At 64.3% G+C, this 16,807-nt stretch carries 16 protein-coding genes; 2 read left to right on the top strand and 14 right to left on the bottom strand.

All coding sequences use genetic code 11. The annotated features are described in order from the left end of the window. Window positions 1-63: 63 nt before the first annotated feature. The 7 genes from L0U82_RS09145 to L0U82_RS09175 form a co-directional block, all read right to left on the bottom strand. Complete coding sequence (locus tag L0U82_RS09145; protein WP_233830176.1) at window positions 64-486, bottom strand: hypothetical protein; 423 nt, start codon at window positions 484-486, stop codon at window positions 64-66. A gap of 160 nt (window positions 487-646) precedes the next feature. Next, window positions 647-1,465, bottom strand: a complete 819-nt coding sequence (locus L0U82_RS09150; RefSeq protein WP_233830177.1) for an amidohydrolase family protein — start codon at window positions 1,463-1,465, stop codon at window positions 647-649. Then, window positions 1,465-2,823: an MFS transporter gene (locus L0U82_RS09155; protein WP_233830178.1), complete on the bottom strand. Its 1,359-nt coding sequence runs from the start codon at window positions 2,821-2,823 to the stop codon at window positions 1,465-1,467. The genes L0U82_RS09150 and L0U82_RS09155 overlap by 1 nt, the downstream gene beginning before the upstream one ends. Window positions 2,824-2,985: 162 nt before the next feature. Then, complete coding sequence (locus L0U82_RS09160) at window positions 2,986-4,740, bottom strand: IlvD/Edd family dehydratase (RefSeq protein WP_233830179.1); 1,755 nt, start codon at window positions 4,738-4,740, stop codon at window positions 2,986-2,988. A 51-nt stretch (window positions 4,741-4,791) separates the two neighbouring features. Further along, entirely contained in the window at window positions 4,792-5,823 is a 1,032-nt protein-coding gene (locus L0U82_RS09165) for an isocitrate/isopropylmalate dehydrogenase family protein (protein ID WP_233830180.1), read from the bottom strand. A gap of 153 nt (window positions 5,824-5,976) precedes the next feature. Further along, on the bottom strand, window positions 5,977-6,756 hold the full coding sequence (locus L0U82_RS09170) for a 2-keto-4-pentenoate hydratase (RefSeq protein ID WP_233830181.1): 780 nt from the start codon (window positions 6,754-6,756) through the stop codon (window positions 5,977-5,979). Then, window positions 6,753-7,673, bottom strand: coding sequence for an NAD(P)-dependent oxidoreductase (locus L0U82_RS09175; protein WP_233830182.1), 921 nt, complete (start codon window positions 7,671-7,673; stop codon window positions 6,753-6,755). The genes L0U82_RS09170 and L0U82_RS09175 overlap by 4 nt, the downstream gene beginning before the upstream one ends. A gap of 117 nt (window positions 7,674-7,790) precedes the next feature. Between L0U82_RS09175 and L0U82_RS09180 the strand changes: the two genes are divergently transcribed. Beyond that, the gene (locus L0U82_RS09180; RefSeq protein ID WP_233830184.1) at window positions 7,791-8,684 is read left to right on the top strand and encodes a LysR family transcriptional regulator; all 894 of its coding nucleotides are present in this window, start codon (window positions 7,791-7,793) and stop codon (window positions 8,682-8,684) included. A gap of 51 nt (window positions 8,685-8,735) precedes the next feature. Here L0U82_RS09180 and L0U82_RS09185 read toward each other — a convergent pair whose 3' ends face one another. After that, window positions 8,736-9,278, bottom strand: coding sequence for a carboxymuconolactone decarboxylase family protein (locus L0U82_RS09185; RefSeq protein WP_233830187.1), 543 nt, complete (start codon window positions 9,276-9,278; stop codon window positions 8,736-8,738). A gap of 76 nt (window positions 9,279-9,354) precedes the next feature. Further along, entirely contained in the window at window positions 9,355-10,173 is an 819-nt protein-coding gene (locus tag L0U82_RS09190) for an amidohydrolase family protein (protein WP_233830189.1), read from the bottom strand. A 306-nt stretch (window positions 10,174-10,479) separates the two neighbouring features. Between L0U82_RS09190 and L0U82_RS09195 the strand changes: the two genes are divergently transcribed. Continuing rightward, entirely contained in the window at window positions 10,480-11,421 is a 942-nt protein-coding gene (locus tag L0U82_RS09195; protein ID WP_233830191.1) for a LysR family transcriptional regulator, read from the top strand. 26 nt (window positions 11,422-11,447) lie between these two features. On the opposite strand, the gene L0U82_RS09200 is transcribed toward L0U82_RS09195, so the two are convergent. From L0U82_RS09200 to L0U82_RS09220, 5 genes are all read right to left on the bottom strand, one after another. After that, a complete protein-coding gene (locus L0U82_RS09200; protein WP_233830193.1) occupies window positions 11,448-12,074 on the bottom strand; it encodes a hypothetical protein in 627 nt (208 codons plus the stop codon). Window positions 12,075-12,090: 16 nt separating this feature from the next. Beyond that, window positions 12,091-13,392: an MFS transporter gene (locus L0U82_RS09205; protein WP_233830194.1), complete on the bottom strand. Its 1,302-nt coding sequence runs from the start codon at window positions 13,390-13,392 to the stop codon at window positions 12,091-12,093. 83 nt (window positions 13,393-13,475) lie between these two features. Next, entirely contained in the window at window positions 13,476-14,012 is a 537-nt protein-coding gene (locus tag L0U82_RS09210; RefSeq protein ID WP_233830195.1) for a carboxymuconolactone decarboxylase family protein, read from the bottom strand. Window positions 14,013-14,088: 76 nt separating this feature from the next. Beyond that, window positions 14,089-15,252: a porin gene (locus L0U82_RS09215; protein WP_233830196.1), complete on the bottom strand. Its 1,164-nt coding sequence runs from the start codon at window positions 15,250-15,252 to the stop codon at window positions 14,089-14,091. Between the two features lie 355 nt (window positions 15,253-15,607). Next, window positions 15,608-16,690 (bottom strand): Ldh family oxidoreductase, encoded by a 1,083-nt coding sequence (locus tag L0U82_RS09220; RefSeq protein WP_233830197.1) that lies wholly within the window; start codon window positions 16,688-16,690, stop codon window positions 15,608-15,610. Window positions 16,691-16,807 lie beyond the last annotated feature (117 nt).

The raw sequence follows: 16,807 nt of genomic DNA on the forward strand, positions 1-16,807 counted from the left end.
AGTCGTTGCGGGCGAGCCGATGATCGGAGGGTATGGTGTGGGCAGCCGTGATTCAGCCGTGATTCACGCGTCGTGCGCGATCGCTTCGTGAGCGGCCGGTTCGAGACCGGGCACGCAGGCTTCGAACTGATCGCGTGAACCGAACAGCCGGGTCGGCAGCAACACCGCTTCGGCCGCGTTGATCAACAGCAGCGCGACGTTGATGCGGCGATCCGTGTGACGCACGACCGCGAAGTGATGACACGGCAACTGACCGTTGAAACGCGGGTCGGCACTGACGATATCTTCGTCATCGTGCAGCCCTTCGAGTCGCGCGCCGGGAACGATTCGCCAGTGCTCGGGCAGACGCACGAGCACGTCGGTCACGTCGCCGAAATCGGAAATGACTGCCGCGTGCGCATTGGGCGCGCGCCGGAACCACAACGGTTCATCGGCTGCTTCGACATGAAGCGCCGCGACCGGAAACAGGAGAAGGCCGTTTTCCATGGAGAGTCAATAACATCGGAGCCCGCAATCTGATCGGCTCGGATGATCGCCTGAAAACGGCCGGCGCGGCTAGGTGACGGCGTGGGATTTGCCGATATTGGAGGTTGGTGCGGCGTGGGAAGTCGACAGGTCTTGCGGCTTTGAAGAGCCGCAAGACTGATCAGGCGGCCGATCCTTCGTCGTGCCAGCCGAACAGCTTTGCCGGCGTTTCACTCAGCACGATGCGACGTTCCTGCTCATCAGGCAGCCAGCGATGCAACTGCTGGACGGTGTCGTCGTAACTGATCGTTTGTTCGAACATCGTATGAGGCCAGTCGCTGCCCCACACGAGCCGCTGCAGGCCGAATGCTTCACGCAGCAACGGCGTCGCGGCCATCGCAACCTGGTCGCCGTGCGGGCCATTGCGATACGCGCCCGACAGCTTGACCCACACGCGGCCCGAGCCCGCCAGCGACAGCAGATAGCGGAACCCCGCATCGTCGACACCCAGCTCCGGGTCCGGCCGACCGAAGTGATCGACGACGACCTTCACGCCCGCATCGAGAATCGCCGGCACGATCCGCTTCAGGTCGATCGCATGGCTGTGGATTTCGATTTGCCAGTCGCGCGCGGCTACCGCGTCGAGCAGCGAGCGCCACGCGGGATCGCGCCAGTCCGGCAGCGGCCGGCCGATCAGATTGAGCCGAATGCCGACGACACCATCCGCGGCCAGCTGATCGAGCACGTCGGCGGACACACCAGGCTCGACGACCGCGATGCCGCGCAGGCGGTCCGGATGCCGGCGCAGGCTCTCGACCATGAAGCTGTTATCGGTGCCGAGAAAACTCGGCTGCACCAGCACGCCGCGGCTGATGCCGTTGCGCGCCAGATTGTCGAGGTATTGCGTTTCGTCCGCATCGTAATCCACCGTATAGCGCCGCTCGGAGACGAACGACAGTGCTCGCGTAAAAACGTGTGCGTGACAATCAATGCTTGCCATCAATGTTCCCGTTGATAGTTCGGCTCGACGCCGACAGGCGCGGCCTGATGCCGGCGCGGCTCGAAGCGTCCGAGGATAAACGTGAGCAGCGCGGACACGAAAAACGCCGCCGCCATCGCCCAGATGCCCGCCGCGAACGTGCCGTAAATCTGCTTGAGTTCGCCGACCATCACGGTGCCGACGAAGCCACCCAGCGTACCGATCGTATTGATCAGCGCAAGCCCGCCCGCCGCGGCCTTGCCGCCGAGGAAGCGGGTCGGAATGGCCCAGAACACCGCCCGCGCGGCGAACACCGCCAGCACCGCGAGGCTGATACCCGTCAGCTGAACGACGACGCCGAGCGACAACGCCGACACGATGAAGCCGATCGTGCCGACGACACAGATCATGCGCAGATGGAACGCATGCTGTCCGTCCTTATCGGCGAAACGCGCCCACACATAGGTGCCGACACAAGCAACCACGTACGGAATCGCGGACAGCATGCCGATTTTCAGCGCGCCGTAGCCGTATTCCTTCAGGATCAGCGGCAGCCACACGCCCACGCCATACGTGCCGATCACGAAGCCGAACTGGATCACGCCGAGCAGATAGATGCGAAAGTCCTTCAACGCGGCGAACGTGGTCTTGTGCGAATCGCGCGACTCGTTACTCAACTGCGCGTTCAACGCATCGCGTTCTTCGCTGGTGAGCCAGTGTGCCTCGGACGGATAGTCACGCACGACGAACAGAATCGCGATACCGATCAACACGGCAGGCAAGCCCTGCGCGATGAACATCCACTGCCAACCCTGCAGGCCGAGCACACCGTCGAGCTGGAACAACAAACCCGAAGTCGGACCGCCGATCACCGATGCGAGCGGCGCGCCGAGCATGAAGATCGCCAGAATCCGCGTGCGGTATTCGGCCGGAAACCAGCAGGCGAGCAGGAAGGTCGCGCCGGGGAACAGACCCGCTTCAGCCGCGCCGAGGATCAGACGCAGCACGTAGAAACTGTGCGCGCCGGTCGCGAGCGCGGTCGCGGCAGTGGCAAGGCCCCACGTGACCATGATTCGCGCGAGCCAGCGCCGCGCGCCATAGCGATACAGCGCAAGGTTGCTCGGCACTTCGAGCGCGCAATAGCCGACGAACAGCAGACTCGCGCCGAAGCCGAATTGCGCGGTCGTCATGCCCAGATCGTGCGTCATCGTCAACGCGGCGAAGCCCGCGTTGTTCTTGTCGATGTAACTGAGGATCAGCGCCGCGATCATCAGCGGCAGAATTCGCCATGCGTTCTTGCGCTGCGCGCTATGCCATAGCTCGGTGCGCCGGCGGCTTGCTTCATCCTGTGCCGCGGGGGCATTGGAGTTCGCATACATGAGGGGTCTCTCTCCGTAGAGGGTGGTGTGCGGTGTTATCTCGTTGTCATGCGCGACTGGTATCCGGCGCTTGCACAAGGGCGGCGATGGGCGGCAATGAAGCCGCGCACCGCCCCTGTGTTGCGCTCTCGTGTTGTGTTGCTGGATGCGTGTTGTGTCGCGTTACTTGCGCGGCACCGGACCGCGCGATTCGACAGCGCGCAGGAAGTCGAAATCGGCGCCCTTGTCCGCCTGCGTCACCGTGTCGAGGAACAGCTTCTGATAGCCGCGCGCGGCCGTCGGCGTGACGCTCGGCTTCAGTTCGGCGCGACGCTTCAACTCAGCGTCGTCGACCAGCAGCGTGATCTCGCGGTTCGCTACGCTCAGGCGGATGCGATCGCCGTTCTGCACATAAGCGAGCGGTCCACCGATCGCGGCTTCCGGCGTCACGTGCAACACGATCGTGCCGAACGCGGTGCCGCTCATGCGTCCGTCGGAGATGCGCACCATGTCTTTGACGCCGGCGCGCGCGAGCTTTTTCGGAATCGGGATATAGCCGGCTTCCGGCATCCCCGGCGCACCCTTCGGGCCGATGCGCTTGAGCACGATCACATCGTCGGCGGTGACGTCGAGATCGTCGGCGTCGATGCGCGCGGCCATATCCACCGCGTCTTCGAACACGACTGCCCTGCCCTCGTGTTCCATCAAGGTCTGGCTGGCCGCCGACTGCTTGATGATCGCGCCTTCCGGCGCGAGGTTACCGCGCAACACCGCGAGACCGCCTTGCGGGTAGATCGGATCGGCGATCGTGCGCACGACGTTTTGCTCGAAGCGCGGGCCGGCCGCTTCCATCTCTTCGCCGAGCGTGCGGCCCGTCACGGTCATCGCATCGAGATGCAGCAGCGGCTTCAGTTCATGAAGCAGCGTTGCCATGCCGCCCGCGTGATGGAAGTCTTCCATGTAGTGCTCGCCCGACGGCTTCAGATTCAGCAGCACCGGCGTTTCGCGCCCCATGCGGTCGACCGCGTCGAGATCGATATCGAAGCCCATGCGTCCCGCGATCGCGGCCAGATGCACGATGCCGTTGGTCGAACCGCCGATGGCGAGCAGCACACGCAGGCCGTTCTCGAACGATTCGGCGCTCAGCACCTTGTCGATCGTCAGACGCTTGCGTGCCATCTCCACCGCCTGCACGCCGGTTTGTTCGGCGATACGCATACGGTCCGCGGTCACGGCCGGCGGCGATGCGCCACCCGGCACGGTCATGCCCATCGCTTCGGCGACGCAGGCCATCGTGCTGGCCGTGCCCATCACCGAACAGGTGCCGACGCTCGCGACCAGCTTGTCGTTGACCGCGACGATTTCTTCCTCGGTGATTTCCTCGGCGCGGAACTTGCCCCAGTAGCGACGGCAATCGGTACAGGCGCCGACGCGCTCACCGCCATGCGAACCCGTCAGCATCGAGCCGGTGATCAACTGGATCGCCGGAATGCCGGCCGACGCCGCGCCCATCAACTGCGCGGGCACCGTCTTGTCGCAGCCGCCGATCAGCACGACCGCGTCCATCGGTTGCGCGCGGATCATTTCCTCTGTGTCCATCGACATCAGATTGCGCATGAACATGCTGGTGGGTTGCGAGAAGCTCTCGTGAATCGAGATCGTCGGGAAATCCATCGGCAGGCCGCCGGCCATCAGAATGCCGCGCTTCAATGCTTCGATCAGCTGCGGCGCGTTGCCGTGACACGGGTTGTACGCGCTGCCGGTATTGGTGATGCCGATCACCGGGCGATCCAGCGCGCTATCGGTATAGCCCGCGCCCTTGATGAACGCCTTGCGCAGAAACAGCGAAAAGCCGCTGTCGCCGTAGTTCGTCAGGCCGCGGCGAATGCCGGCCGCGGCGCCCAGATCGTTGTTATCAGCGGAAGTCTTCTTGGTCATAACTTAACTGCCTACGTCGAGAATAGATAAGAAAAGCGCGCGTGCCGCGGCTTACGACAACCGGCGAATCAACGCCTTCGAGAACTCCGCCGTCGATGCGCTGCCGCCGATGTCGCCAGTGCGCACGTTATCGTCGATCAGCGTGCCGCGAATGCCATCGACCAGACGCGTGGCGAGATCCTTGTGGCCGACGTGTTCGAGCATCAGCCCGGCGGCGAGCAGTTGCGAGACCGGATTCGCAATGCCCTTGCCCGCGATGTCCGGTGCCGAGCCGTGCACGGCTTCGAACAGCGCCGCGTGCGTACCGATATTCGATCCCGGCGCGAGCCCCAGACCACCGACCAGACCCGCCAGTTGATCGGACAGGATATCGCCGAACAGATTCGTGCACAGCAGCATGTCGAATTGCCACGGGTTGAGCACCAGTTGCATTGCGCACGCATCGACGATGCGGTCGTCCAGCACGACACGGCCTTCGTACTCTTTCGCGACTTCACGCGCAGCTTGCAGGAAGATGCCGGTCAACGCCTTCAGGATGTTGGCCTTGTGCACGACGGTGATTTTCTTGCGGCCGTGCTTGACCGCGTATTCGAACGCGAAGCGCGCAATCCGCAGGCAGCCTTCGCGCGTATTCACGCCCTGCGACACCGCGACCGCGTGCGGATCGCCGCCGACCGGAATGTAGTGTTCGTGCGCGACATAAAAGCCTTCGATGTTCTCGCGCACCAGCACGATATCGATGTCTTCATAGCGGCCCGGCACGATCGTTTTCGCCGGACGCACATTCGCGTACATGTCGAACACTTCGCGCAGACGCACATTGACCGAACGGAAGCCGCCGGCCGACGGCGTCGTCAACGGGCCTTTCAGACCGAGCCGCGTGCGTCGCAGGCTGTCGAGCGTTGCTTCGGGCAACGGGTCGCCGGTGGCTTCCAGCGCCGCCACGCCGCCCAGCTGAACGTCCCACTCGAACGGCGAGCCGAGCGCGTCGAGCGCATCGACCGTGACTTGCGTGATTTCGGGGCCGATGCCATCTCCAGGTATCAACGTTGCCTGAATACGCTCGTTTGAACGACTAGTCACTTTCCGATCCTCTATGTATGGATGCTTCTGTTAAATCCCGCAGCGCTTCGTGCAATGCTTCGCGCGGTGCCTTGTTGCCGCGTTGTTGCCACTTCGTTGCCCGTATTGGGCGCTGCTTTTATTGCTGAGTTATTACTGTCGCGATCGCCGCGCTTATCGCCCTGCTTCCACGTGCACATCCAGTTCGCCGCCGGGAAACGCCGCGGCAATCCGGAACGCCTGATGATCGATGACGACCGGCTTCGCCGCCGCGCCGGTGAAAACGATTTCGCCGCGTCTTAGCGTGATGTCCCGTTCGCGTGCATGGTCGAGCAGATACTGCAGCGACAGCCACGGAGCGGACACATCGTCGCCGGTCAGGCCGCGTGCCGATTCGGCGCCATCGACGCTCACCACGACCTGCGCGGCAACCTCGCCGATGTCGCCGATAGCGATCTGCGGACCGAGCACGCACGCCTCGAAGCCCACGTTATCCGCGACGAAACTGGGCTGCCCGACGGCCCGGCGATCTACATAGCGCGACAACACGAATTCGAAGCCCACATGCGCGGCCTCGACGATCCGCTCGATCGGCTTATCGCTATCGGGCGGCACATCGCAGCCAAGCACGAATACGATCTCGAACTCGACGGTCACCGGCCCCGCGCTCGAAATGCGCACGGCGTCGTGAGCGCTATAGCAGCGCGACGACAGCAGTTGCCCGATCAGCGGACGGCTCGCGCCGGCCGCGCGCATCGCCGCCGGGCTGCCGACGCCGAGCTTCCAGCCGGACACGAAGTCATCGGTGGTATCGATCAGGCGGTCCTGAATGCGGTATCCCTGTTCGAGGTCCGCGGGGCGCATTTCCGGCGGCAATGCGTCGATCTGTTGCTGCTTGTCCCACGTCGCGAGCAACAGCCGTGCCGGCGGATTCGGATTGAAGGCTTCGCTCATTGCGCTTCCGCACCGGTGGCATCGTGCGCGGCGGACGACGCACGGAATTCGACGTTGTTCAACTCTTCGAAGACCTTGATCATCGCGCCCTTGTCGAGCTTGCCGTAGCCCTTCAGCAGCGCGGTCTGATAGGTCGCGGTCGCGGCGGCCAGCACCGGCATCGGAATGGCATGACGGCCGCCGATCTCGGCGGCGCTCACGAGATCCTTGTAAGCGTGCTGCAGCGGATAGCCGGACGAGAAACTGCCCTTCAGGATCTGCGGGATGAAGAATTCCGACGCATAGCTGCGGCCGGTGCCGGAATTGACCACGCTGCCGATCTTTTCCGGATCGAGGCCGAGCCGCACCGCCATCGGCAACACCTCGGCCAGCCCCGCGACGTTGATATCGAACAGCAGCTGGTTGATCAGCTTGGTCAGCTGGCCGGCGCCGACTTCGCCCATCCACAGGATATTGTTCGCCATCGTCGCGAGGTAGGGCTCGACGCGCTGGAAGTCGTCCTGGGCGCCGCCGCACATCGCCGTCAGCGTGCCGTCGACCGCGCGGGCTTCCATCCCCGAGACCGGCGCGTCGACGAAATGAATGCCCTTGCTGGCGAGCGTCTGGGCAACATCCACCGTCACCGAGTAGTTGATCGTGCTGGTATCGACGACGATCGTGCCGGCGCGCAAATGCGCGGCAATGCCGTCCTTGCCGAGCAGCACTTCACGCACCACGTCGCCGTTGGGCAGCGACAGAAAGACGATATCGGCGTCTGCCGCATCCGCGAGCTGCTGCGTCGTGCGCGCGCCGAGCCGCTCGAACTCCGGATAGCTCGACGTATCGGCGGCTGCCACGATCAGGTTGGGGTGACGCTTGAGCAGGTTCAGCGCCATGGGCTTTCCCATCTGCCCAAGACCGATGAAGGCGATATTCATGTTGTCCAGTATTCGTAGGGTTGGCGAGCCCGCAGCGCGAGCCGGTGCAGCAAAGTTTATTGACAAGGTTCTGGCGAGGGAAATACTGTTCGTGTATTCCCAGCATTGATTTCGAATATGGACATCCGCGTTTTGCGCTACTGCGAGACGATCGCCCGACTTGGCAACATCACGCGCGCGGCCAGTGAGCTGCATGTTGCGCAGCCCGCGCTCAGCGTGGCAATCAGAAAACTCGAAGAGGAAGTAGGCGTTACGTTATTCACGCGCGGGCGCAATCGTCCGGTCACGCTGACGCCGGAAGGCGAATTGCTGATGCGCCGCGCGCGGCGCATCTTTCACGAACTGGAGTCGGCCAGGCGCGAAATCGCCGATAACCAGCAGTTGCGCACCGGGGAAGTCCGCGTCGGCATGCCGCCGATGTACGGGCTGCAGTATTTCCCGTCGCTGATGCGCGCGTTTCACGCCGAATTTCCCGGCATCAGCGTGACGGCCCTGCAAGGCAGTGCCGGCGAAGTGCGCGCGATGCTCGATAACGACAAGATCGATCTCGCGGTGCTCGAAGGCCGCCGCATCGAGAAAGACTGGGCGCACGTGGTGCTGGACACGGAGGAGGTGGTGCTGTGTCTGAGCGACAAGCATCCGTTGGCGGCCAAGCAGGCGGTCGACGACAGCGACCTCGGCGATCTGCCGATGATCCTGCTGGACGGCAGCTTCCTGCAGCGCAACGTGCTCGATCAGCGCTGCCAGCAGGCCGGCGTCAACTACCGCGTCGTGATGCAGAGCAACTACGTGCCGCTGGTGTATCAGGCCGCGCGCGACGGGATTGGCGCCGCGACGCTGCTGCGCTCGATGGTGGCCGCGAAAAGCGGGCTCGCAGCGCTGTCGTTCAAGCCCGCCGAGCACTTCCAGTTCAATCTGTGCTGGCTCGATCAGCAGTATCTGTCGCGCGCGAACCGCGCGTTCATCGAGTTTGCGGAGCGCAGCCGGAGGGCGGCGGCGGCTGTTGTCTAGCCGTTGTCTAGCGCGGGCCTCGCGCCACGCTAGTGCCTCTCTAATGCCGCGCTAGTGCCCGATCCGCAGTGCGACCAGAAAGCGCGACACCATGTTGTAAGCGGCGACCGTCGCGACCAGCTCCAACGTGACGGTCGGCCCGAAGCGCGCGTGTAGCGGATCGAAGATCGCGTCCGGCACTTCGATGTCGCGCGTCATCGCATCGACGAGCCGCAACACGTCGCGCGCATGGGTATCGACGCGCTCGATGCCGTCGATGCTGTCCGGCGGCACCTCATGCCTGAGCTGTTCGATTAGTGCGTCGTCGATGCCTGCCTGCCGCGCGTGGACCACGTGGGCGTCGAATTCATACGGCGCGTGATTGAGCACGGCCACGCGCAGGATCGTCATTTCTCGCAGCGCCGGGCTCACCGACGTATTCAGACGGATCGCGGTCAGCATCGCCTCCCAGCCATCGACGACCGGCGGGCTATTCAGCAGCACCTGATAGAGCGGCGAAATGCGGCCGCGCGCTTTGTCGATCCGCGCTTCGATCGTGGCAAGTTCCGCGCGCGTGCCTGGTGTTACCGGCGGAATTCGGGGTGTGCTCGACATGGCGATGCTCCTGAAATGTGTTGTGGTTTGGCTTTTCGTTTGGCTTTTTCGCTCGGCGTGCGTCGCAACGCCGCCGTCACGCGAAATCGTAAAGGCGCGCCGGGTTGTCCACCAGCACGCGCTGGCGAACGCTGTCGTCCGGGCAGGCGGCGAACAGCGCGTCCAGCAGATCCGGCTCGCGCGGCACTGCGCCGGCCACATTCGGATGCGGCCAGTCGGTGCCCCACAGGATGCGCGCGGGATTCGCTTCGATCAGCGCGCGCATGCACGCGACGCCTTCGGCAAACGGTGCGCCCGATCGCGAAATCCTGTCGACCCCGGAAATCTTCACCCACGCATGGTCGAGCTTCGCGACCTCCTGCAGCAACCGGAAATCCGCGTGATCGACGCCCTTCGACGCATCGACGCGCGCCATATGATCGATGACGAACGGCACCGGCAGACTGGCCAGATGCGGCAACCAGCTCTTCAACGCGGTGATGTCCGTGTGAATGCAGACGTGCCAGCCGAGCGGCACGATACGTTCGACCGCGTTCCTGAATGCATCGAGCGACGGCGCCCCGCCCAGGTGCGCGACGAAATTGAAGCGTGCGCCACGTACACCGCCCTCATGCAGCGCGCGCACGTCGGCGTCGCTGGCCTCTGGCACAAGCAGCGCGACGCCGCGGTACGCACCGCCGCTACGCGCGAGCGCGTCGAGCAACGCCGCATGATCGTGCCCGTGACACGCGCCCTGCACGATCACCGCGCGCGCGATACCCAGCTCGCGATGCAGCGCCGCCAGCGTCTCGTAGGGCGCATCGGCGGGCGTGTACGAACGCTGCGCAGCGTACGGAAAGCGCTCGCCCGGACCGAAGATGTGACAGTGCGCGTCGCACGCGCCGGGGGGAAGCACGCGTGCAGCGGGTGAAGCGCGTTTCGGTGAGACCAGATCGACTGACAAAATGAAATTTCCTGAAGGCTGGATGGCAGATTCCGGATAGGCGCTGGCCGGCTTCGGGCAGGTTCGCCGCCCTGCTCGCCGCCGTATTCGGCCGATACCGTCGGCAAGGATGCAGAGGAAGCTCAGCATCGGCTTCCCTCCGTTTCCGCAGGGCTCGACGCCCTGCGGCAGGCATCCGGGCAGTCACATGATTAGCGACTCCGTGCATTGCGACAATGCTATAGTTGGCATTTCTGATATAGAAAAAAGCTCTATCTCATGGACCTCAAAAGACTCGAGTACTTCCTGCAGGTCGCCGAATCGCGCAGCCTTTCGCGCGCCGGCGAACGGCTCGGCATCTCGCAGCCATCGCTCAGCCGGCAGATCGGCCTGCTCGAACAGGAACTCGGTCAGCATTTGCTGGTGCGCAACGGGCGCGGGGTCGAGCCGACCGAAGCCGGCTTGCGTCTGATGGAGCATGCGCGAGCGCTGCTCGCATTGGCCGCGCGCGCGAAGGAAGACTTGCAGACGTTTCAGCGCGCGCCCACCGGCAAGGTCGTGGTCGGCCTGCCGCCGCGTATCGCGCGCGTGCTGACTTCGTCGCTGGTGCAGCGTTTCGGCGAGCGCTTTCCGGATGCGTCGATTTCGGTGGCCGAGGGCTTGAGTACATCGATGCGCGAATGGCTGCTCGCGGGCCGCGTCGAACTCGCGTTGCTGTACGATCCGCCCGCGTCGCCGCAACTCGCTTTCGAATCGCTGTTTCGCGAGGATCTGGTACTCGTCACCGCGACTTCCGGCCGGCTGCGTCTGCCGGCGCGCGTCAAGGTCGACGATCTCGAACGCTATCCGCTGATCCTGCCGAGCCAGCCCAACGCGATCCGCAGTCTGGTCGAGAAGGTCTGCCGCTCGCGCGGCGTGCACCCCAATGTCGTCGCCGAAGTCGATGCGGTCGAAACCATTACGGAACTGGCCGCCCAAGGTTACGCGTGCGCGATCCTGCCGCGCTCCGCGGTGCGCGGTCCGCAGATGGAATCGTCGCTGGCGATCGGCACGCTCGTGTCGCCCGGTATCAAGAACGACCTCGTACTTGCGACGCCGCGCAGCCGTCCGATGACGCAGCTCGCGCTCGGCTGCGCCGAACTGATCCGCACGCTCGACATCGGCAAACTATTCAAGCCGACGCGGTCCGCACGCGGCGGTGCCACGCACGGCGCGCAGTGAACGCGCACCGCAACTGAGCCAAGCCGCTAGCGCAACGCGTCGCGGTCATACGGCGCATACAGATTGAACACGTCCGCGCCATAACCGGCGATGCGCCCAAGCACCGGCGCCAGCATCGACAACGTCACCGGCGCGCCGAATTCCATCAGCACCCACAGTTCGGTTGCCGCGTCGCGAACGCCGGCGAACACGCGCAACTGCGCGAGCCCCGGCAGCGTTTTCGCGAGTGCATTGGCGGCGTCGGCAAAGGCCTGCTGCTGTTGCACCGGCACATCCGCATAGCGGGCCGCGAGCAGGCGCGCGGTTTTGCGCGGCGGCAGGAACGTCGCCGTGCCCGGCCAGATCTGTTCGACTTCGACGCGCATGCGTCCGGCGCGCGCGGTACGCGCGAGCAGCCGGCGACTCCACGGCGTCGAATTCGCACCCGACACCGCCAGGTACGCGGGATCGGCGAGCGCATCGAGCGACGCGAGATCGTAGGACGCGAGCGACTTCGGAAAGCCTTCGAGCGCGACCCAGCGCATACCGTTGACGAAGCCCGGCAAACCGCGCCGCTGCGGCAAATGTTCGGTGTCGTACCAGTCCGCGAATTCTTCCTCGAGACCGGGAGGCGGCTCCATCAGCGCGAGCATCAAGGCGGCGCGTTTAGTCATGTCAATTCACTCATTATCAATCCACCTTGCGACGTGACTGGGCGACGGCGATCACGCCGCTCAGCAGGCACAGGAACGCCAGAAACAGCAGCCCCTGCGAATAGCTGCCGGTATGCATCTTGATCCAGCCGATCGCATACGGGCCGACGAAACCGGCAAGACCCGCCAGCGACGTGATGATCGCGATGCCGGGCGCGGCGTCGGCCTGCGCGATGCGCTCGGTCACCATCGCGAAGAACGGTCCCTTGACGCCATACAGGCCGAGCGATGCGAGCGACAGCGCGACGATCTGCGCGCCGACCGAATGCAGCATGATGCAGGCGCCCAGCCCGAGCGCCGACACGAACGCCGGCAGCGCGGTGTGCCAGACGCGCTCCCGGCGCCGGTCGGAACTGCGGCTCCACAGCACCGTCGCGATACAGCCGAAGCCGAACGGAATCGCGACCAGCAGACCGGTTTCGATCGTGCTCAAACCGGGGGTCTTCAGAATCAGCGGCAACCACAGGCTCAATCCGTAAGTGCCCGCGGTCACGCCAAAGAAAATCGCCGCATACGCGAGCAGCGTCGGATTGAACGCGAGACGCCAGCGCGAACCGTGATGCCGCACCGGTGCACGTTCGCTCGCCAGTTCGGCGACCAGCCATTCGCGCTGCCCGTCAGACAGCCAGCTCGCCTGCGCGGGCGAGTCTGTCAGCCAGAACATGCACACCACGCCCACCAGCACCGACGGCAGCCCTTCGAGCAGATAAAGCCATTGCCAGCCGTGCAGGCCGGCCATGCCGTCGAGTTCGAGAATCGCCCCTGAGATCGGCGCGCCGATAAAGCTCGACAAAGGAATCGCCAGCATGAAGAGCGCCATCATGCTCGCGCGATAGCGGCGCGGAAACCAGCGCGTCATGAAATAGATCACACCGGGAAAGAGACCCGCCTCGGCCGCGCCGAGCAGAAAACGCACCGCGTAGAAGCCTTGCGCACTCGTCACCAGCGACGTGGCCGCCGATACGATGCCGATCGTAATCAGAATGCGTCCGAGCCAGAGCCGCGCGCCGAAGCGCTCCAGCGCAAGGTTGCTCGGCACTTCGCAAACGAAATAGCCGAGAAAGAAAATGCCGGCGCCGAATGCGAACGATTGCGGCGTCATGCCGAGATCGCGATTGGCGGTGAGCGCGGCAAAGCCGACGTTCACGCGGTCGAGATAGGTGATCAGAAAGGCGATCACGAGTAGCGGCAGGAAGCGGATGCTCACGCGCCTGATCGTCGCGGCTTCGAGGCTGTCGACCTGCGCGGTGTCGCCGCGAGCCGAATGCGTGGTGTTCATGTCGCGGGGATTCTCCGATGTCATGTCGATATTGAGCCGATGGGGATGGGGCTGTTGCGTCGTTCGGCTTCGGTCGCGCTGCTTCAGTCGGGCATCGACGCGCCGGCGTCGATTTCGAACGTGTTGAGTGTCATCGCAACCATCGTGTAATAGCCGGCCGCCGCGATCAGCTCGACGACGCCGCGCTCGCCGAAGACTTCGACTGCCAGTGCGTACGTGGCGTCGTCGAGCGCGCGTTGGTTGAGCAGCATCGAGACCGCGGCGTAAGCCGCGCGGTCCTCGATGTCATCGAGGGCCGGTGCCTGATGGTGGGCGATCGCGCGGATCGCGTCGTCGGGCATGCCCGCCGCGCGCAGCTTCGCCTCCTGTGCGGACCACACATACGGCGCGCGCCAATGTGCCGCGACGATGAGCGCGGCGAGCGCCACCACGCGCGACGGCAGCGTGCTCTCGAAACGCAGTGCTTCGCCGAGACGTTGCGCGTGCGCCGCGATCGCGGGGCTGTGGATCCACGCGGTCAACGGCACCGGCGCCTTGCCGCGCCGGCCGCCCGATGCTTCGTCATGGACCGCGCGTTGCTCGTCGTTCATCTGCTCGCGTGCCAGTGCCTCGATGCGCATCTGTGCTGCTCCCTTCGTGACTGTTGACGGATCACCGCGCGCGCCGCCGTGCATTTCGCGCGGCACCACTCGGCGGCTAGAACGTATGCCGCATGCCGATACGCACGGCGCCCTGATGATCGGTCTTCGACGGCGAAGCCAGATCGAGCGCGGCGACGGCCGTGCCGCCGTTCGAATTGTGGCCGGATGCATGCTGGTACGCGCCGATCAGATACAGGATCGTGCGCTTGGACAGCGTGTAGTCGGCGCCGAGTGCCGCCTGATTGTAGGTCGCGCCGCTGTCGCCGCCTACCGAACCGCGCGCCGTGTAGTTGTAGGCCGCGTGCACCGAGACTGCGGGCGTCAGTTGATAACTGGCGCTGGCCTCGACGTTATTGAACGCGGCGGTGCCGCTGAGCCCCGGCGTCGCACCGAGATTGCCGGGATCGGCGCCGAGATCCTTGAAGCGGGTATTCGAGTAGTTCATACCGAGCGTGGTCGCGCCCAGTTGATACTGGCCGCCCACCACGAAGACTTGCAGGCTGCGCGCCGACACGAAGCCGGAATAGATCGGCGAAGCCTGCGCGGCCGGCGGGTTCGCGCCGTTGTTGTACGCGGACGAATACGGGTCCTGCATGTCCGAGTAAGCGATGCCCAGCTTCAGCGGTCCGCGCGTATAACCGCCGCCGATACCGAAGCCCGAGTTCCGATTGAAGTTGCCTGCCTGACCGCCGAAGCTGAACATGCCGCCGAACTTGAAGCCGCCATAGTCGACGCTCGTGTATTTGAGGACGTTGTTGACGCGGAAGGTGTCGTAGAGATTGTCCACGTCGCCCGCGTGCGCGCCGAACGAGCCGGCCCATTGCCCGGCCGCCACCATCGAATTGCCGACGAAGTCGACCATCGACGCATATTGCCGCCCGGCGGTCACCGTGCCGAACTGGCCGGACAGTCCGACGATCGCGAGACGTCCGAACAGCAGGCCGCTCTGCCCGAGCTTGCCGGTATCGGTATCGAAGCCGTTTTCCAACTGGAAGATCGCCGACAGGCCATTGCCCAACGCTTCGTTGCCCTTGAGGCCCCAACGGCTGCCGAGCGGCACGCCGGCCGTGCTGGTCAGCGCGAACTGATGCGAACCGCCCGCGTTGCTGACGTAGTTCAGGCCGTTATCGACGATACCGTACAGCGTCATGCTGCTTTGCGCGTGGACTGTGCCGCTGACGGCCCCCAGTGCTACCGATGCCAGAAGTATCCGTTTCAAAATGTCTCCTCGGTGTTTTGTTTAGCCGCTGTATTGCTGCCGTATCGCTGCTATCGCTTTGCGGGTGTCCCAGATGATTAGCGATTTGGCATATCCATACAATGCTATAGGTGACATTTCAGATATCGGATTTTGCTATATCTTAGGTACCGATTTGCCGTGATACACGGCGGGAACTGCTGTTGTAGGGTTCATTTCGGTGGTGTCGTGCGGCGTTTTATTATTGGGTTTTTATAATCACAAAACGCATTTTTTAGACGGATGGCGATAAAAAAGCGCGCCGGAACCTTCGTTCGGGCACGCCTTGTCTCGCGTGCGCGCGCAGGCAGCGCGCGGGGTCAAGCAACGGAATACGTCAACGACGCGCCACCGGCGCGACACCCGCCTCGCCCGCTACCTTGTCGAGCCCGGCAAGCGTATCGGCCGGCAGCAAAATGCCTTCTTCGATTTGACGTTCGTGCGCGCGCGCTTCCTTCTCGCCCGGATAGAACACTTCGTCGACGCCGTCGGCCAACGGCACCGCTTTCAGCGTCGCGATATAGCGCTCCATCCGCGCGTTGAATTCGTCGAGCGGCTGGAATGCTTTCACGTCGAGCGCGATCAGCAGATGCCCGGCGCGGCTGCGATTGACCGGGTCGTACGGGCCGTGCACTTCGTCCATAAAGCCGCTGCCGGACAGCACGCCCGACAGCACATCGACGATCACGCCGATCGCGTAGCCCTTGTGGCCCGCCATCGGCAGTATGAAGCCCTTCAGCGCTTCGACGGGGTCGGTGGTCGGCCGGCCGCTCGCATCGACCGCCCAGTTCGGCGGAATCTCTTCGTGCTTCATCTGCGCGAGAAAGATCTTGCCGCGCGCGACGCCTGAATTCGCGACGTCCATGATCAGCGGCGCGTGGCGGCCGGCCGGCACCGCGACCGACCACGGGTTGGTGCCGATCATCTTTTTCAGGCCGCCCCACGGCGCCATGTTCGGGCCGCCGTTGGTCGTCACCAGCATGATGCAGCCTTCGAGGGCGGCCATCCGCGTGAAGTACATGCAGGTGCCGAAGTGATTCGAGTTGCGCACCGATACCGCGCCGATACCGTGCGCTTTCGCGCGGCGGATCGCATCGAGCGCCGCGTGCTTCGCGACCACCGGGCCGATGCTGTCGCCGCCGTCCATCACGGCGACCGCGCCGGCGTCGACCGGAAACGACACGCTGGTGTGCGAGCGCATCGCGCCCGAGCGCAGCCGCGCGTAGTACCAGCCAAGCCGCAGTACGCCGTGCGACTGATGCCCCCACAGGTCCGCCTGGACCATTGCGTCGGCGGCGACCCATGCATCTTCGGCGCTCGCGCCGGTAGTCTGGTAGACGGCGGAGACGAAATCGCGCAGCGCGTCGGGCGACACGCGCGCGGAGTCGGATTGAAGCTCGTTGGTGTCGGCGGTGCTCACTTGGCAAACTCCTTGGGGTTGCTTGGCAGACTAAGCTGAATTGACTTATTTAACCATAAAAGGCATTTTGCGATCCGGCAAGCACGCAGGTCCGCTCGAATGCCACAGCCCTTCGAC

This window comes from Paraburkholderia sp. ZP32-5, assembly GCF_021390495.1.
GTDB lineage: Bacteria > Pseudomonadota > Gammaproteobacteria > Burkholderiales > Burkholderiaceae > Paraburkholderia.

Excerpts from the sequence above, each read along its gene's own strand:
- L0U82_RS09145 (WP_233830176.1), bottom strand. The coding sequence starts at position 486 with ATGGAAAACGGCCTTCTCCTGTTTCCGGTCGCGGCGCTTCATGTCGAA.
- L0U82_RS09150 (WP_233830177.1), bottom strand. The coding sequence starts at position 1,465 with ATGGCAAGCATTGATTGTCACGCACACGTTTTTACGCGAGCACTGTCG.
- L0U82_RS09155 (WP_233830178.1), bottom strand. The coding sequence starts at position 2,823 with ATGTATGCGAACTCCAATGCCCCCGCGGCACAGGATGAAGCAAGCCGC.
- L0U82_RS09160 (WP_233830179.1), bottom strand. The coding sequence starts at position 4,740 with ATGACCAAGAAGACTTCCGCTGATAACAACGATCTGGGCGCCGCGGCC.
- L0U82_RS09170 (WP_233830181.1), bottom strand. The coding sequence starts at position 6,756 with ATGAGCGAAGCCTTCAATCCGAATCCGCCGGCACGGCTGTTGCTCGCG.
- L0U82_RS09175 (WP_233830182.1), bottom strand. The coding sequence starts at position 7,673 with ATGAATATCGCCTTCATCGGTCTTGGGCAGATGGGAAAGCCCATGGCG.
- L0U82_RS09180 (WP_233830184.1), top strand. The coding sequence starts at position 7,791 with ATGGACATCCGCGTTTTGCGCTACTGCGAGACGATCGCCCGACTTGGC.
- L0U82_RS09185 (WP_233830187.1), bottom strand. The coding sequence starts at position 9,278 with ATGTCGAGCACACCCCGAATTCCGCCGGTAACACCAGGCACGCGCGCG.
- L0U82_RS09195 (WP_233830191.1), top strand. The coding sequence starts at position 10,480 with ATGGACCTCAAAAGACTCGAGTACTTCCTGCAGGTCGCCGAATCGCGC.
- L0U82_RS09200 (WP_233830193.1), bottom strand. The coding sequence starts at position 12,074 with ATGACTAAACGCGCCGCCTTGATGCTCGCGCTGATGGAGCCGCCTCCC.
- L0U82_RS09205 (WP_233830194.1), bottom strand. The coding sequence starts at position 13,392 with ATGAACACCACGCATTCGGCTCGCGGCGACACCGCGCAGGTCGACAGC.
- L0U82_RS09210 (WP_233830195.1), bottom strand. The coding sequence starts at position 14,012 with ATGCGCATCGAGGCACTGGCACGCGAGCAGATGAACGACGAGCAACGC.